Genomic DNA, 13,939 nt, shown 5'->3' with positions numbered 1-13,939 from the left:
CGGGCCGGGCGTAACGCCAGGATCTTCCGAACAGATCACACTGGACAAGCTGGACATCCGCGGAGGCCACCGTGCTAGTCGTACAGATCTTCCTGCCGCTGGCACTCGCCCTGGTCATGTTCGGCCTCGGCCTCACGCTCACCACCGAGGACTTCGCCAGGGTCGCGAAGTACCCGAAGGCCGCGGTGATCGCCCTCGTCTGCCAGGTGGTCGTCCTGCCCGCGATCTGCCTCGGGCTGGTGCTCGCGTTCGGGCTCAAGGGCGTGCTCGCCGTCGGCATGATGCTGCTCGTCGCGTCGCCGGGCGGCACGTCGGCGAACCTGTTCAGCCACCTCGCCGGCGGGGACGTGGCGCTCAACATCACGCTCACGGCGATCAACTCGGTGCTGGCGGTGTTCACGCTGCCGCTGGTGGTCGGCCTGAGCATGGCGCACTTCATGGCGGACACCGCCGAGGTCGGGCTGCAGCCGGCGAAGTTCGTGCAGGTGTTCGCGATCGTGCTGGTGCCGGTGGCGATCGGCATGCTGGTGCGCCGCAGGTTCGAGGCCTGGGCGCTGCGCATGAACGACCCGGTGCGCATCGCGTCCGTCGTGGTGCTCGTGCTCGTCATCATCGCCGCGATCGCGCAGGCCTACCAGCAGCTGATCGACAACATCGCGACGCTCGGCCCGGTGGCGTTGCTGCTGAGCATCTTCAGCCTGCTGATCGGTTACTACGTGCCCAAGGCGTTCAACGTGGAGCGCAAGCAGGCGATCGCCAGTGCGATGGAGATCGGCATCCACAACGCCACGATCGCGATCACGCTGGCGCTGACGGTGCTGAACGACGAGACGATGGCCATCCCGCCCGCCGTGTACGGCGTGCTGATGTACGTGCCGGCGGCGGTGGCGGCGCGCTTGTTGTCCCGGAACAAAGCCGTGGTCTAAACCGGTTGCGGCACGGGCTAGGTTGATCGTGACATGCGTTCAACCACAACCCTTCTGATGGCGGCCGTACTCGTTGCCGCAACCGCTGTTCCCGCCCACGCCGCGGGAATCGTCCGCACCACAGTTCGCATCGATGGCGGATTCGTGTCGGGAACCTCCGTCGACGCCCTGCGCTCGTTCCAGGGCATCCCGTTCGCCGCACCGCCGACGGGAGAGAACCGCTGGCGCGATCCGCAGCCCGCGAAGCCCTGGCAGGGCGTTCTCCAAGCAGACAGGCCCGGTCCTCGGTGCGAGACCGACGAAGACTGCCTGTACCTCAACGTCACGACGCCGGCGAAAGCCGCGAATCGCCCGGTCCTGGTCTGGATCCACGGCGGCAGCTTCACGAGCGGCGCCGGGTCCGACTACGGCGTGGACCAGTTGGTGCGCAACGGTTCCGTCGTCGTCACGATCAACTACCGCCTCGGTGCCTTCGGGTACTTCGGCTTCCCGGGACTCGCCGGCTCCGGCGCGTTCGGGCTGCGCGACCAGCAGGCCGCGCTCGGCTGGGTGCAGCGCAACATCCGGCAGTTCGGCGGCGACCCGCGCAACGTCACGCTCTTCGGGGCGTCGGCGGGCGGCCTGTCGACGTGCGCGCAGCTGACCACGCCGCGGACACGCGGCCTGTTCCACAAGGCGATCATCCAAAGCGGACCGTGCCAGTTCGGCGTCCCGGCGGGCGAGAACACCGTCCAGCACACCTGGGTCGAGCGCGAAGACGTCGAACGAGCCGGTGCCCAGGCATCGGGCTGCGCGGACGTCGCGTGCCTGCGCCGGCTCACGGTCGAGCAGGTCAAGGCGCTGACACCGCAGTTCTCGTCGCCCGCGTACGGCACGGAAGCGTTGCCGGAGAACCCGATCACGGTACTGCGCGAAGGCCGCTTCCACGAGATCCCGGTGCTCGCGGGCGCCGCGCGCGACGAGTTCTCGGTGTTCGCCGCGATGTTCTACCCACCGCTCGACGCCGCCGGGTACGAGCAGGCGTTGATCGAGGGCTTCGGCGTCGCCAAGGCGCAGCGGATCCTGGCCGCCTACCCGCCGCGCGGCGGCGACGAACGGGTACCGCTCTCCGCGGCGCTCTCGGCGATGACCTCCGCCTGCCCCACCGCCGAACTGCGCGAGCAGACGCACGCCTTCGGCTACGAGTTCGCCGAGCCCGAGCCGCCGATGATCTTCCCGGGCATGCCGGAGTTCCCGTACGGCGCCTACCACGGCTCGGAGCTGCCGTTCCTCCTGCGGTACGCCGGTGTCGAGCTCACAGGGAAGCAGCAGAGGCTCTCCGGCGAGATGGTGCGGGCGTGGACCCGGTTCGCGAAGACCGGACATCCCGGCTGGGCACGCCAGGACGTCCGGCTCTTCGCGACCGAGCAGGTCGCACCGGTGGATCACCGATGCGATCTGTGGACTAGCTAGCTGAACCCTGCGGCGCGCGTCCGTGCGACTTGCCGGGCGCGCGCACGCCGTTCACCGTCGAGGTGTCGAACGCGAACGTGATCACCGCGGTGGCGATCGCGTCGGCGTTGACGTCCAGGGCGGTCAGGTTCAGGTTCGACCGGGTGTCGCACGGCTGGTGGTAGCACGGGTCGAACGCGACGCCCGCGGTTCCGCCGTACCTCGCCGCCTGCTCGGCCGTCTTCACGTCCTCGGCGCCGGTGAACAGGCCACCCGCCGGGATGTTGACCGCGATGAACGGGCCGTAGTCCGAGCGGCCGGAGAAGTCCGTGTCCTCCGAGGGCAGACCCCGGTCGGCGTAGAACTTCTCGAACACGTCCTCGATCTGCGCCGAGCCCGGCGGGATCGGCACGGGCGCGGTGCCGCTCGAGTCGTCACCGTCGTAGATGCCGAAGAAGTGGTTCGGCGAGCCGACCATGTCGAAGTTCAGGTACAGCGCGATCTTGTCCTGCTCTGCCTGGGGCAGCGTGGCGACGTAGTGCTCGGACCCGAGCAGGCCCTCCTCCTCGGCGCCCCACCAGGCGAAGCGGACCTTCGCGTTGGTCTTGACCTTCTGCATGTGGATCGCGGTCTCCAGCAACGCCGCCGAGCCGCTGCCGTTGTCGTTGATGCCGGGCCCGTCCTGCACGCTGTCGAGGTGTGCGCCGGCCATGACGACGTTGTTCGCGTTGCCGTCACGGGACTCGGCGAACACGTTCCACGTCTTGCGCGTCTCCTCGGTGAAGTCGACCTTCACCCGGACCGTGGCGTTCGGCGTGAGCAGGATGAGCTCCTCGGCGGCGGCGTAGGTCGCGAACACCACGGGAATCGAGAGACCGGGCGTTGCGCCGATCGGGGTGGTCAGGCCGGTGCGGCCGGGCTGGCCCTCGTTGAACAGGATGACCGCGGACGCCCCAGCGGCCTGCGCGTTCAACACCTTGACGTTGAACCCGCACGTGCCGCGCTGCAGCATGGCGATGCGGCCGGGGGCGAACCCGGCGAAGTCGGCTGCCTCGCACCCGCTGCTGCTCGTGTTCGGCACGGGCGCGGGCGGGACGATCACGTCGACCGGCTGGATGACGCCGGTGACGTCACCCTCGAACGTCGGCGTGAACCCGTTGCGGGTGAACTCGGTGTCCCGCTGGAAGATCCGCGGGACCGGCGCGACGCGGTCGAGCCGGGAGTTGTCCTCCACGTACGGGAAGTCGAACTCCTGCACGCCCGGTGAGTAGCCGGCCGCGGTCAGTTGTGAGACCACGTAGTTCACCGACGCCTGGTATCCAGGACGTCCGGCCGCGCGGTCGCCGTGGGTGTCCGCGATGGACTGGAACGCGTCGAGGTGGCGCAGGACGCCGTTCAGCGTGACGGCCTGGGTGAGCTTCGCAGGGGAGTTGTTGTTGGGATCAGCGAGTGCCTGTCCGGTCACAGCCAGTGGTAGAACCAGTGTCAGGACCGCGAACAGCGCCAAGCGCCGAGGACGTCGAACCATCGGTATGCCTCCATGCGTCTTCGCCGCCGAATGCACCCCCGAGGTTCCATATCTGTCCGATGTGTCTTGTGTTACACCGATTGCTACTGGAGGTGGGTGTTTGTTCCGTTTGCTGGAGACCGCCGTCCGCGTCGAGCCGCTGCAGGGGGAGGGCCTCACCAACGTCCTGCACCTCGTGACGCTGGCCGACGGGCGCAAAGCCGTGCTGCGGCAACCCAAGGTGGCACGCGACCTGCCGAAGTTCGTCGTGCCCGGCGCGCCGGAGGTCCTCGCGCACAACGGCCGGGGTGACGTGCTGGTCGAGTACGTCGAGGGCCGGACGCTGGCGGAGGCGCTGCCGGTGTCCGACGAGGTCTGGTGGCGCGTCGGCGAGGCGTTCGCGAAGATCCACGAGGTCGGTCTGCTGCACAACGACGTGAACCTGCACAACATCATCGTCAGCGAGGACGCGGCCACGCTGATCGACTGGGACAACCCCGGCCTGGGCAACCCGCTCGACGAGCTGGCGGCGTTCGAGGAACACCTCTACCTGCACGGAACCGTGCTGCCCCAGGCGTTCTGGGCCGGGTACGGCTCCCGGCCCGACCCGAACCTGCTGCGCGTGCACCGGATCGCCGGGTGCATCGGCTGGCTCGCGAGCGAGGACTGGCGGCAGTGGGAGGCCGACCGGACGCTGACACGGGAGAACCTGGCCAGGGTCCGGAACTGGCGGCGACTGCTGGCGCAGTGGCTCGCCGACCAGTTCCGGACCGACTTCCTGGAAAGTGACGGTCTAGCGGCTGAGGTTGCGGTACTTCAGCACCGAGAGCGGCCAGAAGATCGCCACGAACACCGCGGGCCACAGCACCGCCAGTAGCAACGAGTTCTGCGCGGCCCACGAGTCGCCGCCGACCCCGGGGTTGCCGAACAGCTCACGCGCCGCCGCCACGGTCGACGACAGCGGGTTCCACTCCGCGACCACCCGCAGCCAGCCCGGCATCAGCTCCGGCGAGACGAACGTGTTCGCGAACATCGTCAGCGGGAACAGGAACATCCACGACGCCTGCGCCGCCTCCGGCTTGACCAGCAGGCCGATGTAGATGCCTACCCAGACCAGCGCGAACCGCAGCCACAGGAACAGCGCGAACGCCAGCAGCGCGTTGAGCGGCCCGTCGTGGAACGACCAGCCGATCATCAGCCCGCACAGCGCGAGCACCAGCAGTTCCAGCGACGAGTTCACCAGGTCCGCGATGCTGCGCCCGGCCACCACGCCGGTCTGCGACATCGGCGAGGCGCGGAACCGGTCCGTGACGCCCCGGTCCGCGTCCATCGACACCATCATCAGCGTGGAGCCGACACCGAACGCGATGGTCTGGCCGAACATGCCCGGCAGCAGGAACTCGATGTAGTCGCCGCCGCCGAAGACGTTCATCGCGCTGCCGAACACCAGCCCGAAGATCAGCACCGAGATGACCGGGTAGGCGAGGTTCGCGAACACCCTGACCGGCTCGCGCACCCAGTGGATCAGGTCCCTCTTCGCGACGATCCACGAGTCGACGACCGCGTACCTCATGCCCGCACCTCCGAGACCGCCTTGTGCCCGGTGATGGCGAGGAAGACCTCGTCGAGCGTCGGTCGCCGCAGCGCGATGTCCTCCGCCTCCACGCCCTTCGCGGCCAGTGCCGACGTCACCCGCGTCAGCGCCGCCACCCGGTCGGCGACGGCCGCGCTCACCCGGAACGAGTCGGGGTCCACCTCCGCGTCCGGGCCCAGCACGTCCGCCACGACCGGCAGTTCGTCGGCGTTGCGGACCACGACCTCGATCCGGTCGCCGCCGAGCTTGGACTTGAGCTGGTCCGGCGTGCCCTGTGCGGCGACCCGCCCGGTGTCCATCACGACGATCTGGTCCGCGAGCTGGTCGGCCTCGTCCAGGTACTGCGTGGTCAGCAGGACCGTCGTCCCCTCCGCGACGACCCGCTTCACCTCCCGCCAGACCTCACCGCGGTTGCGCGGATCGAGGCCGGTGGTCGGTTCGTCGAGGAACAGCACCGACGGCGCCGTGATGAAGCTCGACGCGAGGTCCAGGCGCCGCCGCATACCGCCCGAGTACTGCTTGGCCCGCTTGTCCGCGGCGTCGGTGAGCCCGAACTGCTCCAGCAGCTCGTCCGCTCGTGCCGCGGCCTGGCGCTTCGAGAGGTGGTAGAGCCGCCCCCACATGACCAGGTTCTCCTTGCCGGTCAGCACGTCGTCGACCGTGGACTGCTGACCGTTCAACGCCACCTGACGGCGCACGGCCGGTGCCTCGCGCACCACGTCGTGGCCCGCGACCTCGGCCCGGCCCCCGTCCAGGCGCAGCAGGGTGGCCAGGATGCGCACGGCCGTGGTCTTGCCGGCGCCGTTCGGGCCGAGCAGCCCGCACACCGTTCCGGCGGGCACGGCCAGGTCGAACCCGTCCAGCGCCCAGTTCTCGTCGAATCTCTTGCGCAGGCCTTCCGCGAGCACCGCGTGTCCCACGACTTCACCCCCGTGGCTTAACTGCTTACTTTGTACACAGGGTGTACGTTGTACACGGTTCTAGGATTCACAGCAAGCAGGTTTGTGAAGGGGGCTGGGTGAAGAGCGATCGTGACCGGAGCGTGCGCCTGTTGTGGGAGCCGCCGGCCGAGCCGACCAGGGGACCGAAGGCCGCGCTGAGCCAGTCGCGAGTGGTCGAGGCGGCCATCAAGGTGGCCGACGCCGACGGCATCGACGCCCTCACCATGCGCCGGGTCGCCGAGACGCTGGGCAACACCGCGATGTCGCTCTACCGGCACGTGCCGGGCAAGTCCGAGCTGCTGGACCTGATGGTCGACGCGGTGTGGGGCGAGACCGAACCCACGCCGCAGGGCCCGTGGCGCGCCGGTCTGGAGTTCTTCGCCCGGCAGGTGTGGGCGATGTACCGCGCGCACCCGTGGATGCTGCAGCTGACGACCTCGCGGCGGATGCCCGGCCCGCACGCCATGACCCGCCAGGACGCGGCCTACGCCGCCGTGTCGGAGCTCGGGCTCGCGCCCGAGGAGATCGTGGCCGTGGTGACGACCGTGTCCCACTTCGTCGACGGCGTCGGCCGCACGATGGCGGACCGCGTCCAGGCCGAGCGGGAGACCGGCGTGTCCGAGGAGGACTGGTGGGACGGCCGCGAGGCGCTCTGGGAGCACTTCACGCCGGACCGGCTGCCGATGATGACCCACATCTGGAACTCGGGCGGCTTCGAACGCCTCCTCGACGAGTTCGAGTTCGGCCTCGCGCGGGTCCTGGACGGCCTCGCGGTGTTCATTGAGTCCGAGGAACGACCGCTGGTTCGTCCACAGACGTGCTTGTAGTCAATCATGGCACCTTGAGTCGTCCGATCGAGTGAAAAGCGCAGCTCAGCGCGAGGCAGAAGGGTAGTTGGGCGGTTACGTAATGCCATTGTTATGCGCAATCAGAATGAACTCGTTCGAACGCTGAACCGACCACTCCTATCTGCCCGTTTTCCTTCGTGACACCGTTTCGCCGCGGGGGTCGAATCGGGACGACGAGGAGGTCGTATGACAGCTGGCGCGCACGACGCGGTCACCCTTGGCTGCTACGCGCTCGGCGTTCTGGACGCGCACGAGAGTCTTGGCGTGGAGCAGCACCTTCGGGGCTGTCCGCCCTGCCGTGCGCAGGTCGCCGACTTCCATCGGATCCGGACAGCACTTGACGACGTGCCTCGTGAGGCATTTCTGCACGAGCTCGAGGACGACCTGCCCATGCCGTCGGACCTGCTGCTGCAGCGCACGCTGCGGCAGATCAGGCAGGAGTCGGTCATCCCGCAGCAGCGGGAGGCCGCCCCAGGCCCGAGAGCAAGTCCGCAGGCGGTGGAGGACCTTCCCGAACCGCTGCACGCCAGGCCCCGGCGCTGGCCGGGCTATCTCGCCGCCGCGGCAGTCGCCGCGGTGGTCGCGTTCGGGGGTGCCGCGGTGTTCATGCAGAACCAGGCGCCGCAGACGTCGATCGCCGGACCTCGCACGGGCGAGGCGACGGCGACCGGCGGGATCAAGCTGGTGGCGGGCATCGAACCGTCGTCGCAGGACCGGTACCTGGTCACGGCCAAGATCAACGGTCTGCCGGCCTTGCAGAAGTGCAAGCTGGTCGTGATCGCCAAGGACGGCACGAAGTCCGAGGCGTTCGCGTGGACCTCGTCCGAGAAGGCGAGGGTCGAGGGCGCGACGGTGCGCGGCATGGTGAGCGTCCCGTCGGACCAGGTGCAGTCGATCGCGGTCGAGAACACCGAGGGCAAGCAGTTCGTGGTGGCGAACCTGTAAGGGCGGAAACAAGCGGAAGGGCCCGGATTCGGTGAGAATCCGGGCCCTTCGTCTTGCATTGGTGTAATTAGACCGCCTGCAATGTCAGCCAGGCGCCGACGACGATGACCGTCGCGGCCGTGCCCACGGGTGCGTAATGCGACAGCAGGCGGGTGGCACGGCCGTCCAGGATTCTTTCGACGCGATCCCGCGCCTTCACGAGCAGCAGTCCGACCGCGGTGAGCGTGCCGGCCATGCCGATGCCGTAGCCGAGGACCAGCAGGACGCCGAACCACGTGCGGCCCAGCGCCATCGCGCCGAGCAGGACCACCAGAGCGGACGGCGAGGGGACCAGGCCGTTGGCCGCGCCCATGCCGATGAGGCTCGCGCGGCTGTAGCCGTGCCCGTGCCCGTGCCCGTGCCCGTGCCCATGTCCGTGGCCATGACCGTGCCCGTGACCATGTCCGTGCCCCGTCGCAACTCCGGCGAGTGCGGGTTCGCGGGTCGCCGACAGGGCCGAGCGCAGCAGCATCACGCCGATCACCGCGATCAGCACGCCGCTGACCAGCCCGAGCCAGCGCAGCACCTGTTCACCGGCCAGCGCGCTGGACGCGCTGATGACCAAGCCGAGAACCAGCACGCCACCGGTGTGCGTGGCCGTGACCGACGCACCGACGGTGAACGCGTCCTTCGGCGTGCCCTGTCGTCCGGCCAGATAGGCGGCGATGAGGGTCTTGCCGTGACCGGGCAACGCGGCGTGCGAGGCGCCGAGCACCAACGACAGCAACAACGCCAAAAACCCGAGCCACGGCGTGAGGTCGTCGCTGCCCAGGATGTCGTTGAGCCTGGCCGCCGTGACGCTGAACGACTGGACGGGGGAGCCGGAGGCGATCTTCGGCTCGGACCCGCTGCCCGGTTCGGCGCTGAACACGACGGAACGGACGTCCATCGGACTGCTGAGCAGGTCCTCCGGGTACGTCCGCAGCTCGTCGCTGATGCTCTCGGTCGGCACCGGCGAGTCCGTCAGCCTGATGCCGGTGCCGGCGGCGGTGATCTCACGCCAGCCGACCCGGTCGGCGTTCGACTCGTCGCGGAACTCCAGCCTGGCCGGGCGGCCCAGGTCGACCCTGGCGGTGAACTCGCAGACCAGCCGGGTCGTGCTCAGGTCGGCCTGCCCGGCCGGGTGCTCCTTCGTGGAACTGGAGAGCGTCCAGGAGATCTGCCGCCCGTCCACGGTGGAGCGGTCGGTCCTGGAGACCTCGTCGCACCACTGCTTCGCGTCGCGGGCCTTCAGGTTCTCCTGCAGCGTCGGGATCTCCGCCACGTCGACCACGGACCGCAGGTCGATCCGGTCCGGGTGCAGGTGCAGCCCGTGGTAGTGGTTGACGCTGAAGTTGCCCAGCGGGTGGGCGGACGCCTCGCCGTTGATGAAGAAGATGCCGGCGAGCAACAACACGGCCACCAGGACGGGCCGCACCACCCAGCTGGACAGGCTCACCGGCCGCCTCGGAGCTCCGCGAGCTTGCGGCCCGCCTTCAACGCCTGCAGCGGGGAGAAGTTCGCGTTCAGCCTGAGCGCCTGCACCAGTGCCTCCTGGGCTTCGGCGACCCGGCCGAGCGCGGCCAGGATCATGCCGCGGTGGTAGGAGAACGTGGCGTTCTGCCAGCCCAGCGCCACCGCGCGGTCGGAGTAGCTCAACGCCTCCGCGTCCCTTCCGTTGACGTGCAGGGCCCACGCCATGGCGTCGGCGACGAAGACGCTCTGACGGCGGCTCCACTCGCTTTCCGCACGGCGCAGCGCCTGCATGCCATCACCGCGGTCTGCGGCGACGAGGGCCGCGGCCAGATCGTCGGAAGCACCCTGGGACTCCATCAGTCGTTGCTGCTCGGTGAGCACCGCGTACTGCTGGGCGGCCTCTTCGGTCTTCCCGTTGGCCTCCAGCAGTTCCGCGTACTCCTGCAGGTACTGCGGCAGGGGAGCGCGCGCCACGAGCCTGCGGTACGACTCCAGCGCCACCGGGACGTCGCCCCGTGCCGCCGTGACCTTGGCCATCCCTTGAGTGAGAGTCATGTCGTCTCCTCTCGCCGCCAGTCCCTGCTCGTAGTGCTCAGCGGCTTCGTCGAGCCGGTTGTGGTCGAACGCGAGTTCGCCCAGCCGGTAACGGCAGAACGCGATCTCCTCGGGTGTCGTGGAGGCCTTCAGCGCACGCTGCATCGCGTCGCGGGCACCATCGACGTCGCCGTGGAGTTCGAAGTGGAAGGAAGCACGGGCGAACGACGCCGTGTTCGGTTTGAGGTCCAGCATCTTCTGCACCGCGTCCTGCGCGCCCGCGTCGTCGCCGAGCTGCGTCAACGCGTCCGCCAGCACGCCGTGCGCCTCCGCGGAGGCGGGCAGTGCGGCAATCGCCTTCAGTGCCCAGTCGCGGGCCGCGTGGAAGTCGTGGCGGGCGTTGGCCAGCGTGCCCATGCCGATCGCGGCAAGGCCCGTGTCACCCGCGTTCTTCAGTGCGCCTTCGGCCTTCGCGTAGTACGCGGGATCGGCCGTCACCCTCGCCAGTTCCACATAGGACGAACCGAGCTGCGCCCACGAGGAGCTGTCCTGCGGAACCGCGTGCAACCGCTGCTGCAGCTGGTGCACCACCTTGTGCATCCGGTTCTGCTGCGCCACTGCCGGAACAGGGGGCGCGCCCCCGGCCCTGCTGTCGGCAGGACCGGAGGCGGCGAGGTGGGCAAGCGCCGCGGTGACCAGGAGAACCACCGCGACGGCCTGCCGTTGCTGGTACTTCACTTCGAGTGCGACCCGTACTTGCGGATCTGCTGCTGACGCTTGCGCCAGATGAGGAACCCGGCGCCGAACACGAACGCCGAACCGACCGCCGTGGTCATGGCCATCGGGTCGATGTTGCCGATCTTGCCGACCGGGTTGACCGCGACCTCGGCCGTGGTGCCCGAGGCGTTGACGGCGGTGCCGTTGCGGGGCAGGCCCACGTACGGGAAGTTCGCCTCGAACGGCTGGTCGTTCGCGTCGACCTTGTCACCCGTGGCCAGTGCGTCCACGAGCTTGCCGGACGCCGCCGCACCCTCCATCGCCTGCACGGCGATGTCCACCACGTCGTCGGTCAGGCGACGGCCGTTCGGGAAGCCCTGCGTGTCACCCGCGAGCAGGCCCAGGCGGTTCGGGTTGGCGTTCGGCTCGATCATCATGTTCAGCCGCAGCATCTCGGACGGGCGGAACCGCCGTGCGTCCACGTCCTGGTTGTTGACCTGCGAGTTCAGGTCGGCGTTGATCTGCGCGCCGAGCTTCTTCGTGATGCCGGTCAGGAAGATCTCGGCCAGGTCGTCGCGCTGACCCTGCGGTGCCGGGATCTTGTAGATCGCCTCGACGAGCTTCGGCAGCTCCGGGTTCACGACCCGGTCGACGAGCTCCTTCACGCCGGCGTCCTGGTCGGGGCGCAGGCCGTTGAACGCGTCCTTGAGGCCCGCGGGGGCCACGACCTCGTTCACCAGCGGGTTGCCCAGGCGGGAGACCTGCACGAAGTCGCCGACCGCCTCCGCCTTGCCGGGCGAGAGCTTCAGGGTGCGGCGCTGCGTGGTGCTCCAGATGCCGATGTTCGGGTTGCGGTGAGCGTCGTTGCGCAACGCCAGCGCCTGCTTGGGCAGCTGGATCGCGATGGTGTTGACGTTGTAGCCGCGCAGCGTGTCCTGGCCGACCTCGCTCAGGTTGCCGCCGTAGAGCAGGTCGAACACCCGCAGGTCGGCGAAGAACGCGTCCTCGGACGGGCCCACGTAGACCTTGCCGCCACCGGCGATCTGGGTGATCGCCTGGTCGCGCAGCTTCTTGAAGTCCGGCATCGACGCCGGGCCGTTCGGCGACGGCGCGACCGGGGCGTTCTTGACCAGCTTGACCTTCTGGCCGTTCTGGTAGATCGCCTCGAGGTCGTAGCGCTGCCGGAACAGCAGGTTCTCGTCGTCGAGCGAGTCCACGACACCGTTGGAGTACAGGAACGTGGTGTTCTTGCGCCGGTCGTCGTTCTGGAAGGTGAACCGCAGGGTGACGTCAGGCTTGGCGTCACCGTCGCTGTCGACGTTGAAGTCGTACTGCGCGTCCTCGGCCCACGGGAAGAAGTTGGGGCCACCGTTGGGTTCCTGGAACCCTGACCAGTTGCCGACCAGCGTCACGGTGTCCTTGTGGTCCGGACTCACGAACGCGTACAGGTCCGTGTTGTCCACGGCCGGGTCACCCGCGATGAGCGGAGCCTCGCGGTGAGACGACGCCGTGGCGTTGGTACCGCCGAACATGGCCGCGTTCAGCAGTGTGGCGGCCACCAGCGCGGCCGCAGCCACCTGGCCGCGCCGACCGCTGAGGGCGTGCGGTGATGACATCTGTGGGCAACCTTTCGGAGATGAGTTCAGGGTGCTGTGCGTTCGTTCAGGCGCTGTGCATGAGCAGCGACGGTTCGCTGGAGTGGCTCGCGTGAACCGCATGGCTCGTCCACCGCGCCTGGGTGAAGTCGCGAATGCCCTCGACGAGTCGTTCCACGTCCTGTTCGGGCCGCACGACCAGCCGGGCGAACTTGCTGGTCATGCCGAGCTTGTTGCCGCATTCGCGGATGAAGACCTGGTGCTTGGCCAGCAGGTGGTCGCGCAGCTCGCGGCCGTCCATGCCCCCGCCGAGCTTCACGAACAGGAAGTTCGCCTGCGACGAGTAGACGGTCAGGTCGGGGATGCGCGACAGCTCCACGCCCATGCGGTAGCGGTCGCGGCTGAGAAGCCGCAGGCTCTCGGCGTACTCGGCCTCGTGGTCGGCCAGCATGAACACGACGGTCTCCGCGAGGGAGTTGAGGTTCCACTTCGGCAGCGCCTTGCGCATCTTCCCGGCCAGTCCCGGGTTCGCGACCAGGTAGCCGAACCGGATGCCGTGCAGGCCGAAGTTCTTGCCGAGGCTCTTCAGCACGACCACGTTGGGCCGGATGGACGCCTCGGCGGCGACCGACGGGTTGCGCTCGACCTCGACGAAGTCGATGAACGACTCGTCGATCACGACCAGGTCGAGGTCGGACAGCTCGTCCATGAACCGGATGATCTCCCGGCGCGGCAGGTAGCCGCCGTCGGGGTTGTTCGGGTTGCAGATGACCGCGACCCTGCTGCCACGGGTGCGGATGAACTTGATGTACTCGTCGACGTCCAGCTCGAAGTTGTTGCTCTCCTGGAGCAGGAACATGTCGACGCGCTTGTTGCTCTCCATCGGCTGGTCGGTCCAGCGCCCGAAGGTGGGGATCGGGATGGCGATGCTCTCGTGGACCCACAGGTGGTCCATCCACGTGATGAGCTCGGTCGAGCCGTTCGACATCGCGAGCGTCGCCGGGTTCAGCCCCAGCACCTTGGAGAGCTGGTCCGCGATCTTGCTGGAATCGCTCGGGTAGAACTTGAGGACCGATTCCAGGTTCTTCGACAGCTCGTCGAACATCTCCGGCGTCGGAAAGTACGGATTGCACGGGATGCAGAAGTCGACGAGCTCACCCGCACCCGTCCGCGACAGCTCGAAGTAGGACGGGCTGTGGGCGGTCTGCTGGAAGAGACCCGAGTCCACACCATGCCGCACGCGACCACTCCGTCCTTCGATCCGTTTCCGACACCGGGGCATACGTGCCGATGTTCATCGCGGTTCACGGGTCCGTTGCGGGAAGGTCTCGGAACGGTCTCGCGCGCAACCTCGCCCACTCCGGTTTCCCGGCCTCGGGCCGACGCCGGTCCGCCCGGTTCTCGCGG

The 13,939-nt window shown here is 68.5% G+C and carries 12 protein-coding genes; 5 read left to right on the top strand and 7 right to left on the bottom strand.

Annotated features, from left to right (window positions below; genetic code table 11):
• Positions 1-71: 71 nt before the first annotated feature.
• Both SK571_RS31835 and SK571_RS31830 read left to right on the top strand, forming a co-directional pair.
• On the top strand, positions 72-926 hold the full coding sequence (locus SK571_RS31835; protein WP_319987789.1) for a bile acid:sodium symporter family protein: 855 nt from the start codon (positions 72-74) through the stop codon (positions 924-926).
• 33 nt (positions 927-959) lie between these two features.
• Positions 960-2,378, top strand: a complete 1,419-nt coding sequence (locus SK571_RS31830; RefSeq protein WP_319987788.1) for a carboxylesterase/lipase family protein — start codon at positions 960-962, stop codon at positions 2,376-2,378.
• Here the strand turns inward: SK571_RS31830 and SK571_RS31825 are convergent.
• A complete protein-coding gene (locus tag SK571_RS31825) occupies positions 2,371-3,822 on the bottom strand; it encodes a M28 family peptidase (protein ID WP_319987787.1) in 1,452 nt (483 codons plus the stop codon). The genes SK571_RS31830 and SK571_RS31825 overlap by 8 nt on opposite strands.
• Before the next feature lie 163 nt (positions 3,823-3,985).
• Between SK571_RS31825 and SK571_RS31820 the strand changes: the two genes are divergently transcribed.
• Positions 3,986-4,741 (top strand): lipopolysaccharide kinase InaA family protein, encoded by a 756-nt coding sequence (locus SK571_RS31820; protein WP_319987786.1) that lies wholly within the window; start codon positions 3,986-3,988, stop codon positions 4,739-4,741.
• Here SK571_RS31820 and SK571_RS31815 read toward each other — a convergent pair.
• On the bottom strand, positions 4,658-5,437 hold the full coding sequence (locus tag SK571_RS31815; protein ID WP_319987785.1) for an ABC transporter permease: 780 nt from the start codon (positions 5,435-5,437) through the stop codon (positions 4,658-4,660). The two genes, SK571_RS31820 and SK571_RS31815, sit on opposite strands and share 84 nt — an antisense overlap.
• The gene (locus SK571_RS31810) at positions 5,434-6,378 is read right to left on the bottom strand and encodes an ATP-binding cassette domain-containing protein (RefSeq protein WP_319987784.1); all 945 of its coding nucleotides are present in this window, start codon (positions 6,376-6,378) and stop codon (positions 5,434-5,436) included. Before SK571_RS31810 ends, SK571_RS31815 begins: the two co-directional genes overlap by 4 nt.
• Before the next feature lie 98 nt (positions 6,379-6,476).
• Here SK571_RS31810 and SK571_RS31805 point away from each other — a divergent pair, with 98 nt between their 5' ends.
• Positions 6,477-7,226 (top strand): TetR/AcrR family transcriptional regulator, encoded by a 750-nt coding sequence (locus tag SK571_RS31805; protein ID WP_319987783.1) that lies wholly within the window; start codon positions 6,477-6,479, stop codon positions 7,224-7,226.
• 207 nt (positions 7,227-7,433) lie between these two features.
• Positions 7,434-8,192 (top strand): anti-sigma factor family protein, encoded by a 759-nt coding sequence (locus tag SK571_RS31800; RefSeq protein WP_319987782.1) that lies wholly within the window; start codon positions 7,434-7,436, stop codon positions 8,190-8,192.
• A gap of 67 nt (positions 8,193-8,259) precedes the next feature.
• Here the strand turns inward: SK571_RS31800 and SK571_RS31795 are convergent, their stop codons facing one another.
• From SK571_RS31795 to SK571_RS31780, 4 genes are read right to left on the bottom strand one after another with little or no spacing between them, the layout of a single operon-like run.
• Positions 8,260-9,669: a nickel/cobalt transporter gene (locus tag SK571_RS31795; protein ID WP_319987781.1), complete on the bottom strand. Its 1,410-nt coding sequence runs from the start codon at positions 9,667-9,669 to the stop codon at positions 8,260-8,262.
• Positions 9,666-10,958, bottom strand: a complete 1,293-nt coding sequence (locus SK571_RS31790) for a tetratricopeptide repeat protein (protein WP_319987780.1) — start codon at positions 10,956-10,958, stop codon at positions 9,666-9,668. The genes SK571_RS31795 and SK571_RS31790 overlap by 4 nt, the downstream gene beginning before the upstream one ends.
• Positions 10,955-12,553 carry a DUF4331 domain-containing protein gene (locus tag SK571_RS31785; protein WP_319987779.1) on the bottom strand — a complete coding sequence of 533 codons (1,599 nt, stop codon included), beginning with the start codon at positions 12,551-12,553 and terminating at the stop codon, positions 10,955-10,957. The genes SK571_RS31790 and SK571_RS31785 overlap by 4 nt, the downstream gene beginning before the upstream one ends.
• Before the next feature lie 46 nt (positions 12,554-12,599).
• Positions 12,600-13,772 (bottom strand): pyridoxal phosphate-dependent aminotransferase, encoded by a 1,173-nt coding sequence (locus SK571_RS31780; protein ID WP_319987778.1) that lies wholly within the window; start codon positions 13,770-13,772, stop codon positions 12,600-12,602.
• Positions 13,773-13,939 lie beyond the last annotated feature (167 nt).

Source organism: Lentzea kristufekii, from assembly GCF_033949925.1.
Taxonomy (GTDB): domain Bacteria; phylum Actinomycetota; class Actinomycetes; order Mycobacteriales; family Pseudonocardiaceae; genus Lentzea; species Lentzea kristufekii.
This window is presented reverse-complemented; position numbering and strand designations above follow the sequence as displayed.

What these genes read in the sequence shown, in the direction of transcription:
- SK571_RS31830 (WP_319987788.1), top strand. Translation starts at nt 960, where the DNA reads ATGCGTTCAACCACAACCCTTCTGATGGCGGCCGTACTCGTTGCCGCA.
- SK571_RS31815 (WP_319987785.1), bottom strand. Translation starts at nt 5,437, where the DNA reads ATGAGGTACGCGGTCGTCGACTCGTGGATCGTCGCGAAGAGGGACCTG.
- SK571_RS31800 (WP_319987782.1), top strand. Translation starts at nt 7,434, where the DNA reads ATGACAGCTGGCGCGCACGACGCGGTCACCCTTGGCTGCTACGCGCTC.
- SK571_RS31785 (WP_319987779.1), bottom strand. Translation starts at nt 12,553, where the DNA reads ATGTCATCACCGCACGCCCTCAGCGGTCGGCGCGGCCAGGTGGCTGCG.